General features: G+C 62.6%; 23 protein-coding genes. 7 read left to right on the forward strand and 16 right to left on the reverse strand.

Annotated features, from left to right (window positions below; translation table 11 throughout):
- Positions 1–10 precede the first annotated feature (10 nt).
- The 7 genes from AABA34_RS13795 to AABA34_RS13825 form a co-directional block, all read right to left on the reverse strand.
- Complete coding sequence (locus AABA34_RS13795; RefSeq protein WP_338303078.1) at positions 11–838, reverse strand: TrbG/VirB9 family P-type conjugative transfer protein; 828 nt, start codon at positions 836–838, stop codon at positions 11–13.
- The gene (locus AABA34_RS13800; protein WP_338303079.1) at positions 835–2,025 is read right to left on the reverse strand and encodes a type IV secretion system protein; all 1,191 of its coding nucleotides are present in this window, start codon (positions 2,023–2,025) and stop codon (positions 835–837) included. The genes AABA34_RS13795 and AABA34_RS13800 overlap by 4 nt, the downstream gene beginning before the upstream one ends.
- Complete coding sequence (locus tag AABA34_RS13805) at positions 2,022–4,469, reverse strand: VirB4 family type IV secretion/conjugal transfer ATPase (RefSeq protein ID WP_338303080.1); 2,448 nt, start codon at positions 4,467–4,469, stop codon at positions 2,022–2,024. Before AABA34_RS13805 ends, AABA34_RS13800 begins: the two co-directional genes overlap by 4 nt.
- Before the next feature lie 34 nt (positions 4,470–4,503).
- Positions 4,504–4,788 carry a type IV secretion system protein VirB3 gene (locus tag AABA34_RS13810; RefSeq protein ID WP_034955091.1) on the reverse strand — a complete coding sequence of 95 codons (285 nt, stop codon included), beginning with the start codon at positions 4,786–4,788 and terminating at the stop codon, positions 4,504–4,506.
- An 8-nt stretch (positions 4,789–4,796) separates the two neighbouring features.
- The gene (locus AABA34_RS13815) at positions 4,797–5,105 is read right to left on the reverse strand and encodes a TrbC/VirB2 family protein (RefSeq protein WP_252258373.1); all 309 of its coding nucleotides are present in this window, start codon (positions 5,103–5,105) and stop codon (positions 4,797–4,799) included.
- 45 nt (positions 5,106–5,150) lie between these two features.
- Complete coding sequence (locus AABA34_RS13820; protein ID WP_338303081.1) at positions 5,151–5,786, reverse strand: lytic transglycosylase domain-containing protein; 636 nt, start codon at positions 5,784–5,786, stop codon at positions 5,151–5,153.
- Between the two features lie 154 nt (positions 5,787–5,940).
- The gene (locus tag AABA34_RS13825; RefSeq protein ID WP_338303082.1) at positions 5,941–6,363 is read right to left on the reverse strand and encodes a tetratricopeptide repeat protein; all 423 of its coding nucleotides are present in this window, start codon (positions 6,361–6,363) and stop codon (positions 5,941–5,943) included.
- Positions 6,364–6,679: 316 nt separating this feature from the next.
- On the opposite strand from AABA34_RS13825, the gene AABA34_RS13830 reads away from it, so the two are divergent.
- Entirely contained in the window at positions 6,680–8,248 is a 1,569-nt protein-coding gene (locus AABA34_RS13830; RefSeq protein WP_338303083.1) for a hypothetical protein, read from the forward strand.
- 124 nt (positions 8,249–8,372) lie between these two features.
- Complete coding sequence (locus tag AABA34_RS13835) at positions 8,373–11,087, forward strand: TonB-dependent receptor domain-containing protein (protein WP_338303085.1); 2,715 nt, start codon at positions 8,373–8,375, stop codon at positions 11,085–11,087.
- A gap of 82 nt (positions 11,088–11,169) precedes the next feature.
- Here the strand turns inward: AABA34_RS13835 and AABA34_RS13840 are convergent, their stop codons facing one another.
- The 3 genes from AABA34_RS13840 to AABA34_RS13850 all read right to left on the reverse strand — a co-directional run bounded on the left by AABA34_RS13840 (position 11,170) and on the right by AABA34_RS13850 (position 14,062).
- Positions 11,170–11,844, reverse strand: coding sequence for a response regulator transcription factor (locus AABA34_RS13840; protein ID WP_338303086.1), 675 nt, complete (start codon positions 11,842–11,844; stop codon positions 11,170–11,172).
- Between the two features lie 127 nt (positions 11,845–11,971).
- Positions 11,972–12,991 (reverse strand): aldo/keto reductase, encoded by a 1,020-nt coding sequence (locus AABA34_RS13845; RefSeq protein ID WP_338303087.1) that lies wholly within the window; start codon positions 12,989–12,991, stop codon positions 11,972–11,974.
- A gap of 330 nt (positions 12,992–13,321) precedes the next feature.
- Positions 13,322–14,062 (reverse strand): SDR family NAD(P)-dependent oxidoreductase, encoded by a 741-nt coding sequence (locus AABA34_RS13850; protein ID WP_338303088.1) that lies wholly within the window; start codon positions 14,060–14,062, stop codon positions 13,322–13,324.
- A gap of 90 nt (positions 14,063–14,152) precedes the next feature.
- On the opposite strand from AABA34_RS13850, the gene AABA34_RS13855 reads away from it, so the two are divergent.
- Positions 14,153–14,440: a GIY-YIG nuclease family protein gene (locus AABA34_RS13855; protein WP_338303089.1), complete on the forward strand. Its 288-nt coding sequence runs from the start codon at positions 14,153–14,155 to the stop codon at positions 14,438–14,440.
- A gap of 49 nt (positions 14,441–14,489) precedes the next feature.
- Here the strand turns inward: AABA34_RS13855 and AABA34_RS13860 are convergent, their stop codons facing one another.
- The 6 genes from AABA34_RS13860 to AABA34_RS13885 all read right to left on the reverse strand — a co-directional run bounded on the left by AABA34_RS13860 (position 14,490) and on the right by AABA34_RS13885 (position 19,753).
- A complete protein-coding gene (locus AABA34_RS13860; RefSeq protein ID WP_338303090.1) occupies positions 14,490–14,825 on the reverse strand; it encodes a hypothetical protein in 336 nt (111 codons plus the stop codon).
- Positions 14,826–14,918: 93 nt separating this feature from the next.
- A complete protein-coding gene (locus tag AABA34_RS13865) occupies positions 14,919–15,341 on the reverse strand; it encodes a hypothetical protein (RefSeq protein ID WP_338303091.1) in 423 nt (140 codons plus the stop codon).
- Between the two features lie 49 nt (positions 15,342–15,390).
- Positions 15,391–16,533 carry an acyl-CoA dehydrogenase family protein gene (locus AABA34_RS13870; RefSeq protein ID WP_338303092.1) on the reverse strand — a complete coding sequence of 381 codons (1,143 nt, stop codon included), beginning with the start codon at positions 16,531–16,533 and terminating at the stop codon, positions 15,391–15,393.
- A 98-nt stretch (positions 16,534–16,631) separates the two neighbouring features.
- Positions 16,632–17,462, reverse strand: coding sequence for a ferredoxin--NADP reductase (locus tag AABA34_RS13875; protein ID WP_445083738.1), 831 nt, complete (start codon positions 17,460–17,462; stop codon positions 16,632–16,634).
- Positions 17,463–17,623: 161 nt separating this feature from the next.
- Entirely contained in the window at positions 17,624–18,658 is a 1,035-nt protein-coding gene (locus AABA34_RS13880; protein WP_338303093.1) for a Fe(3+) ABC transporter substrate-binding protein, read from the reverse strand.
- Positions 18,659–18,733: 75 nt separating this feature from the next.
- Positions 18,734–19,753, reverse strand: a complete 1,020-nt coding sequence (locus AABA34_RS13885) for an ABC transporter ATP-binding protein (RefSeq protein WP_338303094.1) — start codon at positions 19,751–19,753, stop codon at positions 18,734–18,736.
- Between the two features lie 38 nt (positions 19,754–19,791).
- Here AABA34_RS13885 and AABA34_RS13890 point away from each other — a divergent pair, with 38 nt between their 5' ends.
- The 4 genes from AABA34_RS13890 (at position 19,792) to bchO (ending at position 25,135) form a co-directional block, all read left to right on the forward strand.
- Positions 19,792–21,471 (forward strand): ABC transporter permease, encoded by a 1,680-nt coding sequence (locus AABA34_RS13890; protein WP_338303095.1) that lies wholly within the window; start codon positions 19,792–19,794, stop codon positions 21,469–21,471.
- 87 nt (positions 21,472–21,558) lie between these two features.
- On the forward strand, positions 21,559–22,560 hold the full coding sequence (locus AABA34_RS13895) for an ATP-binding protein (RefSeq protein WP_252258386.1): 1,002 nt from the start codon (positions 21,559–21,561) through the stop codon (positions 22,558–22,560).
- Positions 22,557–24,245, forward strand: a complete 1,689-nt coding sequence (locus tag AABA34_RS13900) for a magnesium chelatase subunit D (RefSeq protein WP_338303096.1) — start codon at positions 22,557–22,559, stop codon at positions 24,243–24,245. Before AABA34_RS13895 ends, AABA34_RS13900 begins: the two co-directional genes overlap by 4 nt.
- Positions 24,242–25,135: an alpha/beta fold hydrolase BchO gene (gene bchO, locus AABA34_RS13905; RefSeq protein WP_338303097.1), complete on the forward strand. Its 894-nt coding sequence runs from the start codon at positions 24,242–24,244 to the stop codon at positions 25,133–25,135. Before AABA34_RS13900 ends, bchO begins: the two co-directional genes overlap by 4 nt.
- Positions 25,136–25,148 lie beyond the last annotated feature (13 nt).

The following is a 25,148-nucleotide window of genomic DNA, read 5'->3' on the forward strand; positions in this document are numbered from 1 at the left end:
CACGCGGCCATCATGATCCGCGCCGCCCGCTGTCGCCCGCGCGGGCGCTTTGGGAACGCACCGGACCGGTGTTGGTAAGAGTGGCACTGTCACCGCCCGAACGCAGGATCACCTGCGCAGGCACACCGTCAAGCACAACGGTATCGCCCCGAACCGTGAAGTTTACAGGCCCGACATCGCCATCGGCATTGGTGACAAGGATCGCGGGAACCGCCGTCCCTGCAGGCCAAGTCAGGAACAGGGCATCGCCATTGTCATAGGCGCGGGACGGGAGCAATTCGCTGGCGCCTGCCCCTGCCCATTCGAAATTGAGCATCGCGGGATCGGTGACCGCATAGGGATCGTTCGCCGCAGCCAGTTCAATCGCATTTGGTTCGCCCGCAGCAGCCGCGCGTTCGGCCTCCTGCGCTGCGGCGAGTTCCGCCTCTGCCTGAGCCCGCTCCAGTTCCGGATAACGGAATTGCAGAACGTACAGCGGCGCATTGCGCGGGCTGGCAACCAGATCGAACAGATAGGTGCGCTTACTCGTCACCACCGTCATATTGGTGCGCGCGCTCGGTTCCAGTGGCTTCACAAACAGGATCGACTGCGCCTTGTTCGGCTGAATCTGCCAGGCGTTGCTGTCGCCGACCGCGACGTTCTCAATCGTTTCGTCGGGTCCGAACTTGATCGTCGTCTGCACCAGAACCTTGCCACGAATGGTGAAAACCTGCGCTTCGTCGAAGGTCAGCGTCTGAAGACGGGGATCGCCTTCAGCCGCGTCCTGCGCAGCTGCAGGAACCGCTAGTGCAAGGGCAAGCCCAGCAACAAAAGGCCGAATGAAGTCGGCACGGATCATTTCGTTTTCTCCGATCTCGAAACATTTCTGCCCGCCTGACCTGCGGAGCGGAAGCGGTTTCCAATCCCGCGCGTGCGCGAGGTTGCTGGCGCACCTGCGGCGCTTTGGCCGGTGCCAGCACTGGTGGCAAATACCTTGGTCTCGCGGATGGTCGCACTGCCCGCTGAACCCGTATCATTGGCTGCCTGCACGACGGGGGTTGCGACATCGACGCGTCGTTGCCCACCAGTCGGAGCCGCCCTCGGCGTCAATTGCGAAGCACGATCCGGTGTCACCGCCAGCGGTTGCGCCATCGGAGCAAGAGCAGGTTCGAACGCGCGGTTATCGGCCTTGTCCGGGGTGGCGAAGCCAAAGACTGTCCAGCCGCTGACCATTTTTGAAGAAACGATCAGAACCATCAGCATCAGCGCGCAATGGACAAACCCCACAAGGAAAAACGCCATCGCCGCCTGTTGGTCAATCTGTCCCGGAACCGCGACCAGTGCGGCAAGGATCGGCACGGCAAGCTCAAGCATGATCGATCCACCGACAACCGCGAAAAACGGCGCAAGCGCGAGCATCACGAGCCCTTTGAGCCAGCCGACAAACAACCCGCGGGTGCCATTGAACAGCGCCATGACGACAAAGATCGGCCCAATGGCAAGCAACAATGCAATACCGATCCGGGCCGTCACCAGCAGACCAACAGTTCCGATCAGCAACAGCATCGCACCAAACCACATCATCCCCGGAGGCGAGAACATGTTAATATCGGTTTGCCCGTTCGACGCCTGTTGCACCGCGAGGAAAACGATATCGAGCTTGGTCGCGAACGTGGCGGTGGCGGAACTACCGCTGTCGGTCAGCATGCCAGCGACGTAGTTCGGGCCGCCGACCACGAGTTCGTAGAAGATCGCCTGGAAAGCGGCAAAACTGGTCGCAAAGGTCAAGACCAGCCCGATCGTCATCATCCTGGGGATGACAGCGCGGATCGACAGGTTCGACCTGCCAAGCATCAGGCTGATGCCGAAGAACGCCACATAAAGGGTGAGCATGATCGAAAGCGCGAGCCCGAATTGCCCCTCGGATCCGAACAGACGATTGAACGCCTGCTCGCTGACCTGCGATGCGATGCAATCAACCGCAGTCAGCGCCGCAGCGACGCCGGTGCCCATGTCCTGAGCAACGAGATCGCAGCTCGTCGTCATTCCGCCGCCTGCCAGACGGGAATGCCATCCTCATCCACATCGCTGGCCCCGTCGGGCCACGCGCGGTTGGTGAGCGCAGGATACCACGCGCTGGGTTCGTCACCCACGGCTTCGCGCAGGAGATCGAGGCGACGCACGGCGGCCTCCCGTCCGGAAAGGATCGTCAGCACTTCGGGCGCACCCGACAGATCGAGCCGCACCACCACACTTGCATCGGGCTGACGCACAAGGAAGCAGCGGCTGTGTGCCGGGAGTGAGCGGATCAGCGCGAATTCGTGTTCGGTCAGGCCGAAACCGTCGCAATAATCCTCTGGCCGGGCGCGGCTGTTGGGCATGAACACCATGGTCGCGGTCTGTTCGACCAGCGCCGTCGAAATGCGGCTTTCCAGAGCATCGCGGGCGCTCTGCGTGGCAAAGCCGACCAGCGCGTTGCGTTTGCGCAGGGTCTTGAGCCAGTCACGGATGCGGGCTGCAAACACCTCGTCATCAAGCGCCTTCCAGCCCTCGTCGATGAGGATCATAGTCGGTTCGCCGTCCAACCGCTCGTCAATGCGGTGGAACAGATACATCATCGTCGGCGTGCGCAGGCGCGGGTTTTCGAGCAATTGCGTCATGTCGAAACCAAGAACGCGGGCGTCGAGGTCCAGCGCATCACGCTCATTGTCGAACAGCCACGAATGCTCGCCGCCGTCACCACCGGCAGAGCCGATCCACGCGCCCAGCCTGTCGGCAAGATCGCCCGGTTCCGGCCGGCGCGCACCGGCGAGCAGTTCCTTGAAATGCCGCAGACGCCGCAGTGACGGATCATTGGCATAGGTCGCATCGACCGCCGCACTGATCGTCGCGTATTCCTCCGGCCCCTCGGCCTTGAGCAGCACACCGAGCCAGTCGCGCAGAAACGCGCGGTTCGCCGGGCTATCAGGCAGGGCGAGCGGGTTGAAACCGGTCGGCTGCCCCGGATTGATCCGGTCATAACGCCCGCCGATGCCGCGAATGAACAGCTCAGCCCCGCGATCCTTGTCAAACAGGATCGTGCGCGGCTTGAACTTCTGCGCCTGCGCGGCGAGGAAATTCATCACCACGGTCTTGCCCGATCCCGACGGGCCGATGACGGAGAAATTGCCGAGGTCGCCGTGGTGGAAATTGAAGAAAAACGGAGTCGCGCTGGTGGTTTCCAGCAGTGTCACCGCATCACCCCAGTGATTGCCGCTCGCCTGTCCCAGCGCAAAGCCGTGGAAGCTGCCAAAGCTCGCCATGTTGGCGGACGAGATCATCGCGCGGCGTACAATGTATTCTTCATTGCCGGGGAATTGTGCCCAGAACGCAGGTTCAAGGTTCACGTCCTCGCGCACTGCAATGGCGCCGCTATCAGCAAGGGCGGCGGCACAAGCAGCGCTGGCATCATCGAGCCGATCAAGTGTCGCTTCGCGCACCAGCACAGTCAGGTGATGATCGCCAAAGCCGACAGCGCCATTGCCCAGCGCATCGCGGGCAGCCATCATGTCGGCGCGCTCCGCCGCGGCTTCTTCGTCGACCGAGCGCGAACGCCGCAGCGCCAAGTCGATCCGCTCCTTCGCGGTCGTCCTTTCGTTGGGCGCATAGCTTTCGGTGACGATCATTTCGAACGGCAGGCGCAGCAAGCCATCGAGCAGACCCGGAGAGGTTGCCTCGGGATAATCCTTTAATCCCAGAATGGCCGAGAAGTCAGGCTGGCCCGATCCCTTCAGTTCCATCGCATCGAGACCGAAACTGGCCCGCCGATACGGCAGCATGTGGCCGATATCGGTGTCGGGCGAAGGACGCCGCACAGGGCGCATCTCGCCATTGTAAAGCGCCGAGAGCAATTCGAGCATTTCCGAATTGGTCCCGCCCTTGCCTCCGGGTGCCGCATAGTCGCCCAGCACCGCCGCACCATAGGCGGAAAGGGACGCGGTCAGGCCGGTCACTGCCGCTTTCAGGCTGCGAAGGTCCTTGGGATCGGCTTCAAGTTCATCCTTGCCCTGACGGGAGAAGAACTTGCCGATCCGTTCCGGCAAGCCCGTCTTGCCGCGCGCCGGACGGCGGATGAGCGTGACGAACTGGTCGTTGATGAACAGCGATCCGCCCGCAAGTCGCTGTTTCCAGCGCGCATCGATGTGGCGCGAAAGAGGATCGGGAAATTCGGCGTCAAGCTCCACCTCGACCCGGCGACGGATGACGTGATGATAAAGCACGAAACGCGCATCAAGCGTTGAACGCAGCACCACTTCGCGCGTCGCTGCATGGGCATTGAGCGCGTCGGAATCCTCGGTTTCGAACAGCAGGCCGGGCACCTGGATCGCGCTCATCACCGATCCGTCACGCAGCAGCACGGTGCTTTCGTCGATCAGCCGCTCATACGGCAGGCGATCGCCGACGCGCGCCTCCTTGGCGCTCCATGCAGCAGGTCCGATCCATTTCACCATATCCGGCCCTCCTTAAAAGGCCTGTTCGTCAATTCTAAGGCGCGTAGCTGTTGCAGCCCCAGCGTTTGTAATTGGGTACGCGCGGGCACTTGGACACTTTCGTCACCCACAGGTCGAAAATGCGCGGTTCGCGCAGCGAAGCGAAATAGCCGATCCCATGCATTACGAACGGGACCGGAATGATCCAGAAACTGTTGAGGATCAGAAACGCGATCGTCGTCACCATCATGTTGATGATGAAGAAATTCATCGTCACCCCCGCGAACATCTGCGGGCGAGTCAGCGTGCGATGCACCGGATGGCGGACGAGATCGCTCATGATGCGCGCTACACCGCCCCGCCCGAAATGGTCGCCACCAGCCGCGGCGCGCCAAAGATGATGAAGACACCGATGATGACGGTCGCACCATAGCGCCAGTTCATCCGGCCGGTCAGCATCATGAAGCCCACCCCGGCCACGGCCATCACCGCGAGAGCGGTCGCAATCGGGCCGAGCAATATGCTCTGCATCCACAGCAATGCGCTGGTGATCGGATCACCGCCCTGATTGGTGCTCTGGGCCAAAGCCGCGCTTGGTGCTGCGAGAGCCGCGAACATGGCCATGGCGCGAGCCGGAAAGCGAAAAGTCGATGTCATTGAAGCTTCCATAGTCCTTTGAACAATTTGTCTGGTTCGAGCAGCCTAGCGTGCATCCGGCCGGGAATGGCTGGCGAGCCGCCCCATGATCGCCGCTACATATTGCTTGGTCTCTTGAATGTTCGGAATACCGCCTGCGCGGATCACCCGGCCCGGCCCGGCATTATAGGCGGCAAGCGCCTTTTCGAGATCGCCGTCGAACAGATCGAGCTGTTCGCGCAGGTAACGCGCGCCGCCTTCGAGATTCTGCATCGGATCGTCGGGATTGACGCCGAGATAGCGTGCGGTGCCGGGCATCAATTGCGCGAGGCCCCGCGCCCCTGCGTGCGAAACCGCATTCTCGCGCCAGCGGCTTTCCTGCCACACGAGTGCCTCAAGCAGGCTGGGACTCAGATCGAACCGCTGTGCCAGCTCGCTGATCTTGGCTGCATAGCGCGGCGGCACACCGGCGGAGTGCGCCAGCGGGTTGGCAATGATCGCGTCCGGAATGATCATGGCATCAAGATCGACCTGGACATTTTCGGGCCCTGCCGGAGCGACCGCCCCGACAAGCACGGATGAACCGCCGGCAACCCAGCGGGCGCCGCTTTCGTCCAATTCCATCACGTCCGCTTGCGCGACTGTTCCGGCAAACGCCAGACAGACAGCCAAGCCAACACTGCTCGCACGGGCGAGAATCATTCCGGGCCCTCCAGAAATTCCCCTTTGTCTACAGTAAATGACACGAAGGTGACAGACTCAGGATCGTTCGGACGGGCGGCATTATGTTGGGGTCACGAAAAAGGCGGCCTTCCCTGTCCGGGAAAGCCGCCATCGTTCGCCTGAAGGCAATTTCTTATTGGCGAAGCGTCAGCCGGCTCGAATCCACAGCGCGTCGCTGGAATTCGCCACGATCAAGCATGCCGAGTGCACGGCGCGCGAGCCTGCGGGAATCCATCGTCGAGCCATTGGCCATATCCAGTTCGATGACTTCACGCGATGCCATCGCCGCTTCGAAGCTTGCCCGCGCTTCGGCATCATTGCCGCCTTGCGCATAGGCAATGCCGAGATTGATCAGGAGCGCCGGATCGCCGGGAGCTTCCTCCAGCGCAGTTTTGAGCATGGCGATGGCGCGCACGCTTTCGCCTTGGGCAAGAGGTTGCACGGCCAGTTCGCGTTCCGCCGCCGGATTGGTTTGCGCCAAACCGGGCGTGGCCACACTCATCGACGCCGCGAACAGCACGGCGATTGCGGCGGGTGTCATGTTTGACAGCTTCATCTCTCGAACCTCCAACTTGATCATTGGAAGGTGCGCGAGACACGCCGCAGATGCAACGCAAATGTCATAATGTAATTATTCTGTCATTTTTCTCACTCGAAAGCAAATATATCAATGCCTTATGAATGTAACATTTCGTCAAATGACGAGCTTTGCCACTTCTGAAGTTTGTCATGTTTGTCTTTCTTCAGTCATGTGACAGCATTTCGGTCCAATCCGTAACACAGCAAAAATTCTGTCACACACGGCACCTAGCGCAGCCCCTGCGAAACAAATCGCATCCATTCGATTCTCGGTTTTTAGGGGACCGCTCGCTGTGAAAAACATTCAACGCACTCTCGTTCTTGGCGCCAGCATCATTGCTCTTGCGGGCTGCGGCGCGGACGAAATCGTCTCGCCCGGCACCAGCGGCGACATCATCATCAACAATCCGGCTCCCACGCCGACCCCGACGCCGACCCCCACGCCGACTCAGGCGCTGGTCACTCCGGCCGCCGGCTGCCCGACGATCGCATCGTCGCCCGGCCTCACCGATGTCGGCACGATCACCGGCCCGACCGGCGAATATCGCGTCTGCCAATTGCCGACGACCTTCAATGCTGACGACAACCTGCCCTTCATCAACGGCCTGCTTTATCAAATCTCGGGCCGCGTGAATGTCGGTACTGACCAGGGCTTCAACAGCACCGGTTCGGATGTGAACCTTTCGATCGAACCGGGCGTTATCCTGTTCGCCTCGGCTGAATCCTTCCTCGTCGTGAACCGCGGCAACACCATTTCCGCCAACGGCACCGCCGATCGCCCGATCGTCTGGACCAGCCGCGACAATGTGCTCGGCATCGCAACCGACAACAGCCAGGCCCAATGGGGCGGTGTCGTCCTACTGGGCCGCGCTCCGGTTTCGGACTGTTCGGATCAGGTGTTCAACACCGCAGCGACCCCGAATGCGAACCCGCAGTGCGAACAGCAGCTCGAAGGCACCACCGTGGCGACTCCGTTCGGTGGCACGAATTCGGCTGACAGCTCGGGTTCGTTCACCTTCAACCAGATCCGCTATTCCGGCTTCGAACTGCAGCAGTCGAATGAACTCCAGTCGCTGACCACCGGCGGCACCGGTTCGGGTACCACGATCAACAATCTGATGTCGTTCAACAGCTCGGACGATGGCGTCGAATTCTTCGGCGGCTCGGTCAACATGCGCAACCTCGCGGTGATCGGCGCGTCGGACGACTCGATCGACGTGGACAGCGGCGCTCAGGCCAACCTGCAAACCGTGGTTGTCGTTCAGCGTTCGAACACCGGTGACAGCATCATCGAATTCGACTCGCCGGATGATCTTGGCGACGGCACGCCGGGCAACGCCCTGCCGCAGTCGCGCATGAACGTGAACAACTTCACCTTCGTCCAGCGTTCGTCGGCATCGTCGCAGGCAATCCGCGCTCGCGGCGGTCCGGCGCTGGGTCTGACCAACGGCGTGATCGACGTAGACTCTGCTGATGACAGCTGCATTCGCATCGACGAACAGATCACTCTCGCTGCGATCATCGGCATCGACTCGGTTATCTGCGATGGCGCCAACCGTCCGGTGCGTGGTTCGTCGGGTGTTTCCGATGCAGAGGTTCAGGCTGTCGTCGACGCCGGCACCAACAACAACCTGCTGGCCACACTTTCGCTCACCAACACTCTGGTGAACGGCGCCAACGAAAACGGCGTGACCGTGTTTGATGCGACGGCCCGTTCGTCCTTCTTCACCGATCCGCAGCCCGGCTTCATCGGTGCTGTCCAGTCCGACCTGACACAGGCATTCGGCAACTGGACCTGCAATTCGGCAACGATGAACTTCGGCAGCGCGACCGGGGCTTGCACCTCGCTCCCGGTCTACTGATCGCGCCTTTCGACCTGAACCGGGGGAGGCGCCGCGAAACCGCGTGCGCCTCCTCTGCTCATTCAATCGGGTCACGTTCGGCCCGGACACGTTTCAAGACCTAAACATGAAGGGGTCTCACATTATGTCGACCGGCAAGCGCCTGGCAGGCCTGCTGCTTCTCACCACGTCGCTCACCTTCCCGGCCGTCCTGCACGCACAGGATACGGCGCAGCCCGCCCCGCAGCAGGACGAGCTGGCTCAGGACGTCGAAAGCGTCGAGGAAGACGATTATCAGGAGCCGGAAATCTCGGTGCCCGGCGGCTCCGGGATCATCGTAACCGGCCGACGCAACCGCAATCCGGAGCGTTCGTCCACACAGGTGCTAAGCGTCCTATCCGAAGCCGACATCGCCCGCACCGGCGAAGGCGACATTGCCGGCGCGCTGGGCCGCGTAACCGGCCTTTCGGTGGTCGGCGACGGACGCGTGTTCGTGCGCGGCCTCGGTGATCGCTACTCGCTCGCGCTGCTGAACGGCCTTCCCTTGCCCAGCCCCGAACCGCTGAGCCGCGTCGTTCCGCTCGACATTTTCCCGACCAACGTGATCGCCTCGTCGCTGGTGCAAAAGACCTATTCGGCCAACTATCCCGGCGAATTCGGCGGTGGCGTGATCAACCTCACGACGAAAGCGGTTCCGGTTGAGGATTTCCTTTCGGTCAGCTTCTCGATGGGCGGCGATACCGAGACGACCTTTGAAAACGGCCTCACCTATTTCGGTTCCAACTGGGATTCCTTCGGTTTCGACAACGGCAACCGTGATATCCCGTCGAACCTGCAGGCATTCTTCGACAGCGGCGAACGCATCGGCAACGTCCCGATCTCTGTCTCTGAAGGCATTGCTGGGCAGTTGTTCCCTCTCAATCTCGTCACCTTGCAAAAGGTCGACAACCAGCGCCCCAATTTTTCCGGATCGATCACCGGCGGGGCCTCGTTCGAATTGGGCGAAGACACCTATCTCGGCGTGATCGCCACCGCCTCGATCAAGAACAGCCTGCGCAACCGCAGCGTTTTGAGCCAGCGTGGCAGCAATGATTTGTCCGAGGTTTTCGAACAGACCGAAACCTTCATCACCGACGAAAGCGTGCTGGTGAACGGCCTGCTGGGCCTCGGCCTCGATTTCGGCCCGCACACGGTGCGCTGGACCAATCTCTACATCCGCGACACGCTCAAGACCGCGCGTCTTTCCGAAGGGTTCGACATCTTCCCGGGCGAAACCGGGTTCGATTTCCAGGACCAGCAGACCGCATGGTTCGAGCGTCAGCTGATGGACTCGCAACTGGTCGCGGAACTGGATTTTGACCGGCTCAGCGTTGATCTGCGCGGCGGATACGCCCGCACCGATCGTGAAGCTCCGTTCAACACCACCTTCAGCTACACCCGCACCAACCTTTCGGGTAACCCGTTCGGCGACTTCTTCGTCGCCTATTTCAACCAGCTTTCCGACGCGGGCATCACCACCGTTTCGTTTGATGACCTGACGGAGAAGCTGTGGTTCGGCGGCGTCGATCTTGGCTATGAATTGACCGACACTTTCGAAGTCACCGTGGGCTATGCCTATTCGGACACCGATCGCCGCTCGGAAAGCCGCGAATTCCGGCCGTTCATCGCGCCCGATCCCAGCAATCCGGATCTCGGCTCGCTTAACGAAAACGCCGCGATTGCGCTGGGTCTGCGGCGTCCGGGCGACATCATCAACGGGGCAACTCTTGCGGGCTTCAACGTTACCCTGACCGAAGCAACGCCGTTCCCGGTGTTTGACGCCGCATTGGAAGTCAACGCGGGCTACGGCCTCTTGCGCTGGCTGCCAACTGGCAACCTCACGCTCGAAGCAGGCGTGCGTTACGAAGACGCGACGCAGGCGGTGAACCTCGACCAGACGATCTTCAACACGCCGATCGCCGGGGCCACACCGACTTTCATCGCCAACGACTACTTCCTGCCGAGCGGCACCGTCACGTGGGAACCGATCGACGATCTTCAGCTGCGCCTTTCGGCCTCGCAGACGATCGCCCGCCCCCAGTTCCGCGAGCTGGTCGAACAGCGTTACTTCGATCCCGAAAGCAACCGCCTGTTCCAGGGCAACCCGCTGCTGCAGGACAGCGAACTGCTGAACATCGAAGCCCGCGCCGAATATTATCTCGGCGGGTCGGATCGCGTCAGCCTTGCCGGCTTCTACAAGAAGATCGACAACCCGATCGAAAGCACGTTCAACGTCGCATCGGGGCAGGTCTTCACCAGCTTCGCCAACGCCCCTTCGGCACAGCTTTACGGTTTCGAGCTTGATGCGGTTTACGGCATCGATCTCTACAACCTTGGCGGCAGCTTCTTCGAAACGAAGCAGTTGCTGTTCATCGCCAACTACACCTTCACCCAATCCGAACTTTCGGTCGGCGCGGGTGACATCTCGCCGGTGCCGGGCAATGCCAACCAGCTTGCCAGCCTCATCTTCGACGATGGCGCGCCGCTGGTGGGCCAGTCGGATCACATCGCCAACTTCTCGTTCGGCATCGAGGATACCGAAAAGGTCCAGCAGCTGACCGTCCTGCTCAACTACGCCAGCGAACGCGTGACGCAGCGCGCAGGTGCACAGCCGGACTTCATCGAAGATCCGGGCCTGACGGTCGACATCGTTGCCCGCACTGATTTGAAGCTCGGCGTGCCGCTGGAACTGAGCTTTGAAGCGCGCAATATCTTTGGCCGCGACAATTTCGAGTTCCAGGAGCTTGGCGCGAACCGGATCGAGTTCAACACCTTCCAGGTCGGCACGTCATTCTCGCTGGGAGTGACTGCCAAGTTCTGATCGCTAACAGGCGATACCGAAGTAGGAAAGGCCGCCCTGTAACGGGGCGGCCTTTTGCTTTTCCGGTGGTTTCGTCCGCGCTTCAGGGCAGGTCGAAGACGTAGCCCATCGATCGCACCGTGCGCAGCGGATTGCCTGCCCCGGCCGCCTTCAAGGCGCGGCGCAGACGCCCAACCCAGACATCGACGGTGCGTTCGTCAATCGGCGGCTCGCGCTTGCCCAGTCCCTGAATCATGTCCTCGCGGCTGAGGACGCGGTTGGGGTTTTCCGCCAGAAAGCGCAGCAACCGGAACTCATTGGGCCGCAGCATGATCGGTTCGTCGTTCCAGCGCGCCTGCAGCGCCGCCATGTCGATCACCAGCGGTCCCATGTCGAACCGCTGCACCGCATGGCGTTCGGCATGCCGCGATTGCAGCGCCAGCACCCGATCGAGCACCGCGTTGCGCGCCAGAGGCCCGACCATGTAGTCGTCTGCCCCGGCCTTCAGCGCGCGGCGGCGATCCTCCAAATCGTCTTCTTCCAGCACCATCGTCACATGCGCTTCGCTGGTGCGCGGGTCGGCGCGCAGGCGGCGGCACATTTCGAGCCCCGCCAGATCGTCCATCACCCAGTCGACAAACACCCACACCGGGCCATCCACCAGACGGAGCGGTCCGTCCGGCCCCATCCTGTCGAACGTGAATCGCTTCCCGTCGTGGATGAAGTCTTCGAGCGTTTCGCCAAGCTCGTTGGTAAGGAAGATGTTGATGACGTCCATGCGCCGCCCCGGACTGTTGCGAAGTCCGGATTGCCGCTGCGATGTGACGCATTCGTGACGTGATTGCGACGATCACTACACACATGTCACATTCGCGTCGATTTTGTGCGCGTGCCGCTCCTTTTGCTCAATCCAGCACGCTCACCTGATCCATGCCCGGCAATGCCATCGCCATGGCGGTGGGCCATTTGGGGCGGTAAGGTGCCTCGATCATTGCGATTTCCTCCGCCGACAGCTCCAGATCGAGCGCCGCCACCGCGGCCTCGATATGCGACGGCTTGGTCGCTCCAATGATCGGCGCCGCGACCGCCGGCTTGGTGAAATGCCATGCCAGCGCGATGCTCGCCATCGCCTCCCCGCGCTGCCGCGCCAGCGCATCAAGCGCGGCGATCACGGCATTGTCAGCCTCGTCCTCGGGATAGATCACCTTGCCGAAACCGTCGGTCTTGCTGCGCACCGTCTCTTCACCCAGAGGCCGCGCCAGCCGCCCGCGCGCCAGCGGGCTCCACGGGATCACGCCGACCCCCTGATCGACGCACAGCGGCAGCATCTCGCGTTCTTCTTCGCGGTAGATCAGGTTGAGCTGGTTCTGCATCGAAATGAACCGCGTCCAGCCATTGCTGCGCGCCACTTCCTGCGCCTTGGCAAACTGCCAGGCATACATCGACGATGCGCCGATATAGCGCGCCTTCCCTGCCTTCACGATGTCGTGCAGCGCCTCCATCGTTTCCTCGATCGGGGTCGCATCGTCCCAGCGGTGGATCTGGAACAGGTCGACATAGTCCATGCCCAGCCGCGTCAGGCTGTCGTCGATCGCCTGCATCAACGACTTGCGCGAAAGCCCGCCGGTGTTGGGAGCATTGCGCCACGGAATGAAGGCCTTGGTCGCCACCACGATCTCGTCGCGCCGCGCCATCTGGTTCAACAGCTTGCCGGTGATCTCTTCCGACGTGCCGCCCGAATAGCCGTTGGCGGTGTCGAAGAAGTTGATCCCCGCCTCCAGCGCCTGCCGAAAGAACGGGCGGCTCGCCTCCTCGTCCAGCAGCCAGTCGCCGTGCCAGCCCTTGGTCGTATCGCCATAGCTCATGCAGCCCAGACACAGGCGCGAGACGGAGAGGCCGGAATTGCCGAGACGGGTGAATTTCATGGGGTGGGTCTCCGATGGGTGGAACAGTGAAGGGGGTGTTTTCAAAAACTTTGCATTCGGGGCAACTCATTGTTCTTTGTTGATAATATGCCGAAATGCCGCTCTGAGGTGTGACTTTCCGAAATCGGCGTATGTGCGGGTGAGCAAGTCGTTGTCATGTGCGCAGTGTATCGGGCGGCGGGCTGGTAGGAAAGCGCGATGGATTAGCCCCCTCCTTCTCGAGGAGGGGGCTGGGGGTGGTGCCGCGCGCCAGCGCGGTCGCAATCGAAAAGACGCGGCTTGCGCCGCGCAACCACCCCTCGATCCCCTCCTTGTAAAGGAGGGGAAGTGTCACGAAAGCGTCAGCCCGCCGTCCACCACGAGCGTCTGCCCGGTCATGTAGGATGCCAGCGGAGAAGCGAGGAACAGCGCCGCCCCGGCCATGTCCTCCGGCGTGCCCATCCGCCCCAGCGGGATCGCGCGCAGGCTCGCCTCGCGCCGTTCGGGATGATCGGTGGTCACGGCAGTCAGCTTGGTCGGGACCAGCCCCGGCGCGATGCCGTTCACGCGCAAACCGTCCTTCGCCCAGGCTTCGCCCAATGTCTTCACAAGGCTCGCCGCGCCCGCTTTCGACGCGGCATAGGCGGGCGTTCCGATGGTCGATTTGAAAGCCGCAACGGAAGACACCACGATCATGTTGCCGCCGCGCTCTGCCAACCCTTGGTGAAAGGCCCGCGCCACATCCATCACCGAATTGAGATTCACATCGACAACCGCATCCCAGCCTTCGCGGGTGAACTCGGCCCGCTTGTAACGGACCACCCCCTGCGACTGCACCAGCACATCGACCGCGCCGATTTCCGCCGCCAGCGCATCCGCCGCATCGCGATCCGTCACGTCGAGCCGGTGATAGGTCAGACCGCGAAGATCGCTGTCCTCAGCCTCCAGATAGTCCCCTTCGTCGGGCCGCGTGCCGGTGACGATCACTGCCGCCCCGTGCGCGCGGAACCCTTGGGCAATGCCATTGCCGATCCCGCTCGACCCGCCGATGACGAGCACGCGCTTTCCGCTGAAATCGAGTGGGTTGTTCAATGGCAGCTACTCCTTATAGGGCGACACACATCCCCATCCTCGCTCAGCCTGAGCTTGTCGAAGGCCACACACCCACGCTAGCCCCGCGCGATGCAATTCCACACCTATATTCTTTTGTGCAACGACGGCAGCTATTATGTCGGCCACACCGACGATCTCGATTATCGCGTCGCGCAGCACAAGTCCGGCGCGCTCGGCGGATACACAGCAAAGCGGCTGCCGGTGGCTTTTATGTGGTCGGAAGCCTTCGCGACCCGCGATGAAGCGTTTGCTGCCGAACGCCGGATCAAAGGCTGGAGCCGGGCGAAGAAGGAGGCTCTGATCGCTGGTGATTGGAAGCGGATTTCCAAACTCGCGCGCAACCGAAAGGGCTCTTGAGGCGATCTTCGCGCATGGCCTTCGACAAGCTCAGGCTGAGCGGGGGTACTCACTGCGTGGCGAAAATATCGGGTTCGTCGGTGACGCCAAGCGACAAGTACTCCTTGGCCATAACTCTTACCTCCTCCCAACCTTCATCGCACGAGGGTGTCCCTATTTGCCAAAACTCCGGGTCAGCACCGCCCGACTTTTGGTCGAAAAACCCATCAATCCGAGTGATTAGCTCAAGCTGCTTGCTGCCGAACTCAGCGGTCTTTCCGTTGGCCTCCATGGATCCGACCAAGAAGCTAAAATCCTCGGCCAAATCGTCCTTGATCGGGACCGGAAAACCCATGCTGTCGAGAAAGGCCTTTTGGTCCGCCTCACTCGACGCAAGCACAAGCATCGCGTCACTGATCTTTCGCCAAGTTGCTGCCCCCATCGCCTCAAATCTCGCGGCTCACAACTTCCTTCATAATCTCGTCAGTCCAATGATAGTCTATTTTATGCGTCGAATCCCATCGACTGTTCCGAATATCTCGACTGCCATCATGTCTATTGCTTGGTCATCATCACTGATATTGAGAACGTTTATCTTCTCAACCTCGAAAAATGTTCGGCCATCGTCTCGAGGTCTTTCAGAGACAAATGTGTACCCATCTAAGTCGAATTTGATGGGTTTGATTGGTCCAAACAATTTATCCCCTTCAATTGTAGACACAACTACGTTTTGCAAGCTCCCCCTAAAGACAATATCGATCTCGCAGCCATCTTCATTTACTGTGACCGAGTTTTTCTCGGTGATCGCGAAGCCCATACCAGTCAGATTATCAAATTCCATTTCCTTACAAGGATCAGATACAGCTTGAGTGCACGAAACTAGGCAAAAAACCGTGAGCACAAGAATTGGGGCAAGACGCATCAATCAATCCATCAAGCTACAGGCATTATCATAGCGACCACCAATATACTCAAATCTCGCGGCTGATCACTTCCTTCATGATCTCGCTCGTGCCGCCATAGATGCGCTGCACGCGCGCGTCGCGCCACAGTCTCGCGATGGCGTATTCGTTCATGTAACCCGCGCCGCCATGCAGTTGCAGGCAGGCGTCCACCATCTCCCACTGCATTTCGGTGTGCCACAGCTTTGCCGCGCTGGCTTCGCCCGTAGTCAGCTCGCCGCGCAGGTGGCGGGCAATCGCCCAGTCGAGATGCGCCCAGCCGACCTGCAATTTCGCCGCGAGGTCCGCGAGGGTGAACTTGGTGTTCTGGAACTGGAACACGGTGCTGCCGAATGCCTTGCGTTCCTTGGTGAAGTTCACCGTTTCGTCAAAAGCGCGCTGAGCCCCGCCCATGGCGGAAACGGCAATCGAGAGGCGTTCCTGCGGCAATTCCTCCATCAGGTGGATGAAGCCGCGATTTTCCCCGCCCAGAATGTTCGTCTTGGGCACGCGCACGTCCTGGAAGAACAGTTCGGACGTGTCGGCAGAATGTTGTCCGATCTTGTCGAGGTTGCGGCCCTTTTCGAAACCGGGGGTGTCGGCATCGACGAGGATCAGCGAAGTTCCCTTGGCCCCGGCGGTGGGATCGGTTTTCGCCACCACGATCACCACATCGGCATTCTGGCCGTTGGTGATGTAGGTTTTCGAACCGTTGATGACGAGGTGATTGCCATCCTCAACCGCTGTGGTGCGGATACCCTGAAGGTCGCTGCCCGCGCCCGGTTCGGTCATGGCGATGGCGCTGATAATGTCGCCGCTGATCATGCCGGGCAGGTATTTCTCCTTCTGCTCCGGGCTGCCGAGCCGCTCGAAATAGTTGACGGTGATGTCGTTCTGCAGCGTGAAGCCAGCCGAGGTGCCGATATAGGCGAGCTCTTCCGCCAGCACGCAGTTGAACCCGAAATCGAGGCCAAGCCCGCCGTTCTCTTCCTTCACCGTGGGGCACAGCATCCCCGCCTCGCCCAGCGCCTTCCACGCCTCGCGCGGGACGATGCCTTCTTCCTCGTGCTGGTCGAGATAAGGGACCATGTGTTCGGCGAGCACCTTTCGCACGGTGTCGCGGAATGCTTCGTGGTCTTCGTTATAGGCGGTGCGGTTTGCTGTGTTCAGCATGGGGGCGTCTCTCTCCAGTGAGCCGATTCAGGTTGCGGGACGCAACTGGCCTGAGAGCACCGCCGATGTAAAGTGCGAAGAATGCGAGGCGCGTGGCCTTAGCCCACAAACGCGCGTTCGATCACGAACTGGCCGGGTTTGTTGTTCGCGCCCTCTTCGAAACCGCGCGCTTCCAGATCAGCGGCGTGATCCTTGATCATCGCCATCGAACCGCACAGCATCACGCGGTCTTCCTCAGGCACGAACCGCTGCGGGCCCTTCGACTGTTCGAACAGGCGGCCATCGTCGATCAACGCCTGAATGCGGCCCTGCGTGCGGAACGGTTCGCGCGTGACGGTGGGGACATAGATCATGCGTTCGCGCTGATCGTCTTCGAGCAGCGGATCGCCTTCGAGCTTGCTTTCCAGCAGTTCGCGATAGGCAAGGTCAGCCACGCGACGCACCGAATGGACGACGATCACTTCCTCGAACATCTCGTAGACTTCGGGATCGCGCACGAGGCTCATGAACGGGGCAAGGCCGGTGCCGGTCGAAAGCATGAACAGCCGCTTGCCCGGCAGCAGCGCGTCGGTGACGAGCGTGCCGGTTGGCTTCTTGCCGAGGTAGATCGGGTAGCCTTCCTTGATGTGCTGGAGCCGCGAGGTCAGCGGGCCATCCTGCACGATGATCGAAAGGAATTCGAGTTCCTCGGCATAGGAGGGCGAAGCCATCGAATAGGCGCGCAGCAGTGGCTTGCCGTCTTCCTTGGGCAGGCCGATCATGATGAATTCGCCCGAACGGAAGCGGAAAGACGCCGGGCGCGTCATCTTGAGGCTGAACAGGTCGTCGTTCCACTGGTGGACGTGGGTGATCGTCTCGACCGAAACGGCACCACTTTCCTCAAAGGCTTCACGGGGTGGAATGGGCGATGCGGTGGTCGTCTCGGTCAAAACTCAAAAGCCTCGGTCTTGTGGTTCTGGCGCGAGCGCGCCTTCGGGAATGCGGGAGGGCAAATGGACGTTTCACCGCCGCGCTTCAAGGTAGTTTAGTGATAAGGGGCGAAAGCGCGCCTTGATCCCGCGCAAAAAGGCGCGCTGTTTTCCGCCCCTGATCAGTTCCACCCGGCCCGGTCGAAAATCTCCACCGCGGCGCGCTGGTTGCGCCCGATTTCCGCGGCGTTGAGTGTGTCGGCCTTGAACGTGCCGAGCTGTTCAACCGCCGAATTGGCCTTCAGCCCGTTAACGGCAGGGTATTCATTGTTGCCGTCCGCGAAATACCGCTGCGCGCTTTCGGAAGTGAGATATTCGAGGAAAGCGATGGCGTTGGCGCGGTTGGGCGCGTTCACCGTCACGCCTGCGCCGCTGATGTTGACATGCGTGCCCACGCCGTCCTGATCGGGGAAGATCACGCCGATCGCGTCGAAGATCGCGCGGTCCGCGCCCTCGCCCCCGGCATAGCGCGCGAGGTAATAGGTGTTGACCACCGCGATGCGGCATTCGCCTGCGGCCACCGCCTCGATCTGGGCGGTGTCATTGCCTTGCGGATCGCGCGCGAAATTGGCGACCACGCCCCTGGCCCAGTTTTCAGCCTCTTGGGCACCGCGATGCGCGATGATCGCCGACAGCATGGAGATGTTGTAGATGTTGGAGGAGGAACGGATGCAGATATCGCCGCGCCACGCCGGATCGGCGAGGTCGGCATAGCTTGCGAGCCCTTCGGGCGTGCCCTGCTCCTTGTTGTAGATGATCACCCGCGCCCGGGTAGAAAGGCCGAACCACAGCCCGTCAGGGTGGCGCAGATGCGCGGGCAGGCGCTCGTTCAGCACTTCGGATTCGACCGGCGATAGAATGCCCGCTTCCTCCGCGCGCCACAGCCGTCCGGCATCGACGGTGATCAACAGGTCGGCGGGTGAGAATTCGCCTTCGCTCTGGATCCGTTCAATCAGCGCATCGGCATCGGCTTCGATCCGGTTTACCTTGATCCCGGTCTGCTCGGTGAAATCCTCATACAGCGCCAGATCGGTGTCGTAGTGGCGCGAGGAGTAGATGTTCACCTCGCCCGCATCGGCGACCGGCGCGGCATCTTCCGCGCCCGAACACGCCGCAAGGGCAAACACACCGGCCAAGCCGAGAATCATACGCTTCATGGGATACCTTTCCGTCATTCACGCGCTCTCTGTGCGTTTTGCGAATGATTTGCAATAGTAGATATTCAGGCCGCCCTATTGGTGCGCGAAAGCCCTGACGCTGCCGATCCGGGGAACGACGCGATACCGGCTGCCCTCGGCCACGGGCGATGTCGTCTGCACCGTCATTTCCTCGCCCGATCCATTGCGCAGCAGCACCCGGCTGGCGACGCCCAGCGGATGCACGTCGCGCACCCACAGCCCCTCGGCATCGGGCTCGCAATCAAGCGTTTCGGCATGGATCAGCAGATCGAGCGCGGCGGCATCGGGCAGTTCGCCCGCCACGCAGGTAACCGGCCACAGGCCCAGCGGCGTGCGCAAAGCGTCGCCTTCGCGGCTGGCCACCATCACCTGCGCCCCGCCGAAAATCGCCCCGACAGAGGCGGTGGCGGGCCGTTCATGCAGATCGTCAGGCGTGCCGAACTGCACGATCCGCCCTTCTTCCATCACCGCGATGCGATCGCCCACGTCCAGCGCCTCTTCGGGATCGTGCGTCACCATCACCGTTGTCGTCCCCTGTTCGCGCAACAGCACGCGGCAATCACGGCGCAGGCGGCGGCGCAGCACGATATCGACGCTGGCAAAGGGTTCATCCATCAACAGCACTTTCGGCCCCGGCGCCATCGCGCGGGCGAGCGCGGCACGCTGTTGCTGCCCGCCCGATAGCTCATGCGGATAGCGCGCACCAAGGCCCGACAGGCCGACCCGTTCAAGCCAGCCGTCCACTTCACCGCGATTCTCGCGCGGCAGGCCGAAGCCGATATTGCCCGCGATTGTCATGTGCGGGAACAGCGCGCCATCCTGAAACACCAGCCCCACGGGCCGCGCTTCGGGTGGCGGGTTGTCGCCCGGCTGCGCCAGCACATCCCCGCCCACCAGCACGCTGCCGTGCTGCACATCGAGAAGTCCCGCCGCGAGATTGAGCAAGGTTGACTTTCCGCAGCCCGAAGAGCCAAGCAGGCACGTAATCTCGCCGGTCGGCGCGGTGAAAGACACATCGCGCAGCGCCGTCACATCTCCGTAAGCATGGGCAATATGACGAAATTCAAGGCTCACATGATTGTCCTGATCGGCAAGAAAGACGGGTGCGTCCGGTGAGCCGCCTTACGCAATCCGCCCCGTCCGGTGCAAGGCTTGCCGTGCACGCGCCCTTGATCCGGCTTGATCGCTGGACTTCGGGCGCGCTGGCGCTGGCCGCGCTGGCTGCGCTGCCGATCCTCGCCATTCTGGTTTCCGCGCCCAGTGGCGGGATGGAGGCGATCGCGCACCTCGCCCGCACGGTGCTGGCGCGGTACACCGGCAACACAATGCTGTTGATGGTGCTGGCCGGGTCTATTGCCGCCGTTGTCGGCACAGGCACGGCTTGGCTGGTGGCCGCGGCACGTTTCCCCGGACGCCGTCTGTTCGCCTGGGCATTGGTGCTGCCGCTGGCGGTTCCGGCCTATATCGCGGCCTATATCTATGCCGACCTGTTTGATTTTGCCGGGCCGGTGCAAACCGCCTTGCGCGGCGCGACAGGGTGGGAAAGCGGCGATTACTGGTTCCCCGAAATCCGTTCGCTGCCCGGCGGCGCATTCGTGCTGGGCATCGTGCTTTACCCCTATGTCTATCTGCTGGCGCGGGCCGGGTTTGCGGCACAAAGCCAAAGCCAGTTCCGCGCCGCGCGCAGCCTTGGTGCGACGCCTTCGCGTGCCTTCTGGCGAGTGGCACTGCCCGCCGCGCGCCCGGCGATTGCCGGGGGACTGGCGCTGGTTTTGATGGAGGTGCTGGCCGATTTCGGGGTCGCCGAATATTTCGCCATCCCCTCCTTCAGCACCGGGATTTTCCGCAGCTGGCTGGCGATGGGTGACAAGCAGGCGGCGCTGAAGCTGGCGGCGATCATGCTGATTTTCGTGATCGGCCTGATCGTGATCGAGGCGCGCACCCGTTCGGGCCGGACATCGGGCAAGGATACGCTGGCGGTCGGGCGCCGGGACGAAGCACTGATCGTTCTTTCCCCTGTGGGCAAGGCGCTGGCGACGATGGCCTGCGCGCTGCCGGTGCTGCTGGGGTTCGGCATTCCAGCGGGCGCGCTGGTGTGGATGGCGGGCAGCGATGCCGCTCTCTCCGCGATGGGCGATCTGGCGCATTACATCAGCGGCAGCCTGTGGCTGGGGATTGCCACATCGATCACCTGCCTTGTCGCCGGGATCGTACTGGCCTTTGCCAAGGCACGCTCGAACAGCTCGGCCACCTCGGCCGCAATCCGGGTTTCGACCTTGGGCTATGCCCTGCCCGGCGCTTTGCTGGCGGTGGGTCTGCTCGCCCCGCTCGGAGCGGTTGATGTCGGCCTGACACGGTTTGCCCGCGATTCGCTCGGCCATACCGGCGGTCTGATCCTGACGGGAACAAGCGTGGTGCTGGTCTATGCCCTTTCGGTGCGGTTCCTGACGGTGGCGTTCAATTCGATCGACGGCGGGCTCAGCCGCATTCCGCCCTCGCTCGACGCAGCGGCGCGTTCGCTGGGCGCGGGGCCGCGCCGGGTGCTGGCGCGCATCTATATCCCGCTGCTCAGCCCCAGCCTTGCCGCAGCCGCCGCGCTCGTTTTCATCGACACACTGCGCGAACTGCCCGCGACGCTGATCCTGCGCCCGTTCAACCTCGAAACGCTGGCCACCCGCACCTATCGCCTCGCCAGCGACGAACGGCTGGTGGAGGCATCCATCCCCGCGCTGATCCTGCTTGCGGCGGGCCTGATCCCGGTGCTGTTGCTGACCCGTAAGCCGAAATCCTGACCTTACCGGCACTGTCAGGACAAATTGTCACGCATACTGTCATGAAACCTTGTCGAACGCGGGATTAGGGTTCAAAAGGTTGGGGAAATGGCACGCTTTCCCTTCTCCGCCATCGTCGGCCAGGACGAAATGAAGCAGGCCTTGCTGATCGCTGCGGTTGATCCCAGCGTTGGCGGGGTGATGGTTTTCGGCGATCGCGGCACGGGCAAAAGCACGGCGGCGCGCGCGCTGGCCAGCCTCTTGCCGCCGATCACCGCCCATGCCGATTGCCCCTATGGCGGATCGAAAGAGGATGCGGAACGCTATCCCGATGTGTGCGGCGGCGGGCCTTTGCGCAAACGCCCGGTGCCCTTCGTGGACCTGCCGCTGGGCGCGACGGAAGACCGCGTAATCGGTTCGCTCGATCTCGAAAAGGCGCTGCGTTCGGGCGAAAAGGGGTTCGAGCCGGGCCTGCTGGCCAAGGCGCATCGCGGGTTCCTTTACATTGACGAGATCAACCTGCTCGAAGATCATCTGGTCGACCTGCTGCTCGACGTGGCGGCTTCGGGCGAAAACGTCGTGGAGCGCGAAGGGCTTTCGGTGCGCCACCCGGCGAAATTCGTGCTGATCGGCAGCGGCAACCCCGAAGAAGGCGAACTGCGCCCGCAATTGCTCGACCGGTTCGGATTGTCGGTGGAAGTGCGCACGCCCGAAGCGATCGAAACGCGGGTTGCGATCATGAAGCTGGTCGCCGCAAACGAGCGCGATCCCGAAGCTTTCGCGGCGCAATGGGCGGCGGAGGATGAGAAAATCCTCAAACAGGTCGCGCGGGGCAAGGCGCGGCTGGCGAAGCTCGAACCGGACGAGGAATTGCTCACCGATGCGGCGCATCTGTGCCTTGCGGTGGGGGCTGACGGCCTTCGCGGCGAACTGACGTTGATGCGCGCCGCAAGGGCGCTGGCCGCGCTGAAAGGCGCGCGCAGTGTAAAGCGCGAACATCTGATAGCGGTCGCTCCTTCGGCGCTGCGGCACAGGCTGCGGCGCGACGTGCTCGACGAAACCGGATCGACCGCGCGCATCACCCGCGCCATCGAAGAGCTGTTCGGGTGAACGCCGGGGACGCCCCGACACCCTTTGACGACGCGCTGCTCGCCGCAAGGCTTTTCATCCGCTCCCCTTTGCCATTCGGCGGCATGGTGCTGCGCGGATCAAGCCCGGCGCGCGATGCCTTGGTGCAGGCGCTGGGCGAGGCAATACCGTGCCGCAAGATGCCCGGCCATGTCGACGACGAGCGGTTGCTGGGCGGGATCGACATCGCCGCCAGCCTTGCCGCGGGCAAGCCGGTGGAAATGCGCGGTCTGCTGGCCGAAGCGACCGGCGGCGCGCTGATCGTGCCGATGGCAGAACGGCTGAGCGAGGCGGTGGCCGGACGGCTGGCGCAGGCGCTGGACGACAGGCAGGTGGCGCTGATCCTGCTCGACGACGGGATAGAGCCAGATGACACGCCTCCTCCGTCGATCACCGAACGGCTGGCGTTCCACTGCGATCTGGGCCTGTCCCGCGAATGGGAGGTGGCTTCGCTGAACGCTGGCGGGGGCGATACCGCACCGCTGTGCGACGATGATTTGAATGCGCTGGCAGCGACGGCGGCGGCCTTGGGCGTGCAATCGCTACGCCCGCTGATCTTCGCCAGCGAGGCGGCGCGGGGCCATGCCGCGCTGTCGGGCCGAAAGACCGCCGAACGGGCCGACCTCGAAGCCGCCGCGCGGCTGGTGCTTGCCCCGCGCGCCACGCAATTGCCGCCGATGGAGCAAGAGCCGGAACCAGATGAGCAGGAGGAACCACCCCCTCCTCCGCCCGACAGCAACGATACGCCATCCGACAGCGAGCAGCAGCCCAGCGAGCAGGAGCTGAAAGACCTGATCGTCGAAGCCGCGCTTGCTTCGATCCCGCCCGACCTGCTGGAGCAACTCGCCAAGGGCAATGCCCCCAAGCGCGCGGGCGCAAGCGGTTCGGGGCAAAAGCGCAAGTCCGGTCTGCGCGGAAAGCCGCTGGGTGCGCGTCCGGGAATGCCGCGCGGGGGTGCGCGACTGGCACTGATCGACACGCTGCGCGCCGCCGTCCCGTGGCAAGGCGTGCGCCGCCGCGAAGCCGGTGCCGATCCCGACGCGCCGATCCTGATGCGCAAGGAAGACCTGCGCATTCGCCGCTTCGAAGAAAAAGCCGCGCGCGTCACCATCTTCGCTGTCGACGCCTCCGGTTCCGCCGCCGCGGCAAGGCTGGCCGAGGCAAAGGGCGCGGTCGAACTGATGCTGTCGCAGGCCTATGTCACCCGCAGCGAAGTGGCGCTGATCGCGTTTCGCGGCGAAACCGCCGAGATGATCCTGCCGCCGACCCGCTCGCTCACGCGGGCCAAGCGCGCGCTGGCCGAACTGCCCGGCGGCGGCGGCACTCCGCTGGCGATGGGGCTCAATGCCGCACGCGAAGTGGCGCATGCGGTGCGCGGCAAAGGGCGAACCCCCAGCCTCGTGATCCTGACCGATGGGCGAGCCAATCTCGATGCGAAAGGCCAGCCCGGACGCCAGCAAGCGCGCGAGGATGCCGAAGCCGCTGCGAAGGCGATTGCGCGGGACGGGATCGACGCGCTGGTGGTGGACATCTCGGCAAGGCCGGGGCCTGAAGGTCAGGCGCTTGCCACCGCCATGCTGGCGCGGTTCCTCGCCCTGCCCCGCGCCGATGCCAAAGCGCTGCATCAGGCGATCTCTACCGTGCAATCGCAACCGGTTCCGGCATGAGCCGCCCGCTCGACTGGAACCGCGAAGGCCGCATCTGGCCTCACCGCGACGCCAGCCGCTTTGTCCCGGTGGGCGGAGCGACGTGGCATGTGCAGGAGATGGGCGAAGCGGGCAGTCCGCGCCTGCTGCTGCTGCACGGCACGGGCGCGTCGGTGCATTCATGGCGCGGGCTGATGCCGATGCTGGCGCCGCAATTCCAGCTGCTCGCCCCCGACCTGCCGCGTCATGCCTTCACCACCGGACACCGGCCCGACGAAATGTCGCTGCCGCGCATGGCCGCATCGTTGGAACGCCTGCTGGATCAGACCGGGTTCCAGCCGGATATTATCGCGGGCCATTCCGCCGGAGCAGCGCTGGCGCTGCAACTGGCGCTCGATCACGGGTTCAAAGGGCCGATTATCGGGCTGAATTCGGCGCTCCGCCCTTTCCCCGGCCCGGCTTCGCAACTGTTCCCCGCGCTTGCCAAGCTGCTGTTCGTCAATCCCTTCGTGCCGCGCCTGTTTTCTGCCGCCGCCAGCTTTGGCAGCGAAGGCGAACGTTTCATCTACCGCTCCACCGCATCGCGCATCGATGCAGAGGGGCTGGCGTGTTATTCCACCCTTCTGAAGAACCCGCACCATACCAAGGGCGCGCTGGCGATGATGGCGAACTGGGATTTGCCGACGCTGCAAACGCGGATGCGCGAAATCACCAACCCCGTGTTGCTGGTGCATTCAGACATGGATGCGACAATCCCGCTCGAATGGGCGCGCGAGGCGCATGCCAACCTGCCGACCTCGCAGCTTGAAGTCCTGCACCGGCTCGGCCACCTTGCGCATGAGGAAGCGCCCGAAAAGGCCGCGAAGCTGATAGAGGATCTGGCCGCGCAACATCTGGCGCCCGCCGCCTGAAACGGAGAACACC

The organism is Erythrobacter sp. Dej080120_24 (assembly GCF_036322605.1).
GTDB classification, from domain to species: Bacteria; Pseudomonadota; Alphaproteobacteria; order Sphingomonadales; family Sphingomonadaceae; genus Erythrobacter; species Erythrobacter aurantius.

Excerpts from the sequence above, each read along its gene's own strand:
- AABA34_RS13795 (WP_338303078.1), bottom strand. The coding sequence starts at position 838 with ATGATCCGTGCCGACTTCATTCGGCCTTTTGTTGCTGGGCTTGCCCTT.
- AABA34_RS13800 (WP_338303079.1), bottom strand. The coding sequence starts at position 2,025 with ATGACGACGAGCTGCGATCTCGTTGCTCAGGACATGGGCACCGGCGTC.
- AABA34_RS13805 (WP_338303080.1), bottom strand. The coding sequence starts at position 4,469 with ATGGTGAAATGGATCGGACCTGCTGCATGGAGCGCCAAGGAGGCGCGC.
- AABA34_RS13810 (WP_034955091.1), bottom strand. The coding sequence starts at position 4,788 with ATGAGCGATCTCGTCCGCCATCCGGTGCATCGCACGCTGACTCGCCCG.
- AABA34_RS13815 (WP_252258373.1), bottom strand. The coding sequence starts at position 5,105 with ATGACATCGACTTTTCGCTTTCCGGCTCGCGCCATGGCCATGTTCGCG.
- AABA34_RS13820 (WP_338303081.1), bottom strand. The coding sequence starts at position 5,786 with ATGATTCTCGCCCGTGCGAGCAGTGTTGGCTTGGCTGTCTGTCTGGCG.
- AABA34_RS13825 (WP_338303082.1), bottom strand. The coding sequence starts at position 6,363 with ATGAAGCTGTCAAACATGACACCCGCCGCAATCGCCGTGCTGTTCGCG.
- AABA34_RS13835 (WP_338303085.1), top strand. The coding sequence starts at position 8,373 with ATGTCGACCGGCAAGCGCCTGGCAGGCCTGCTGCTTCTCACCACGTCG.
- AABA34_RS13840 (WP_338303086.1), bottom strand. The coding sequence starts at position 11,844 with ATGGACGTCATCAACATCTTCCTTACCAACGAGCTTGGCGAAACGCTC.
- AABA34_RS13845 (WP_338303087.1), bottom strand. The coding sequence starts at position 12,991 with ATGAAATTCACCCGTCTCGGCAATTCCGGCCTCTCCGTCTCGCGCCTG.
- AABA34_RS13855 (WP_338303089.1), top strand. The coding sequence starts at position 14,153 with ATGCAATTCCACACCTATATTCTTTTGTGCAACGACGGCAGCTATTAT.
- AABA34_RS13860 (WP_338303090.1), bottom strand. The coding sequence starts at position 14,825 with ATGCTTGTGCTTGCGTCGAGTGAGGCGGACCAAAAGGCCTTTCTCGAC.
- AABA34_RS13865 (WP_338303091.1), bottom strand. The coding sequence starts at position 15,341 with ATGCGTCTTGCCCCAATTCTTGTGCTCACGGTTTTTTGCCTAGTTTCG.
- AABA34_RS13870 (WP_338303092.1), bottom strand. The coding sequence starts at position 16,533 with ATGCTGAACACAGCAAACCGCACCGCCTATAACGAAGACCACGAAGCA.
- AABA34_RS13880 (WP_338303093.1), bottom strand. The coding sequence starts at position 18,658 with ATGAAGCGTATGATTCTCGGCTTGGCCGGTGTGTTTGCCCTTGCGGCG.
- AABA34_RS13895 (WP_252258386.1), top strand. The coding sequence starts at position 21,559 with ATGGCACGCTTTCCCTTCTCCGCCATCGTCGGCCAGGACGAAATGAAG.
- bchO (WP_338303097.1), top strand. The coding sequence starts at position 24,242 with ATGAGCCGCCCGCTCGACTGGAACCGCGAAGGCCGCATCTGGCCTCAC.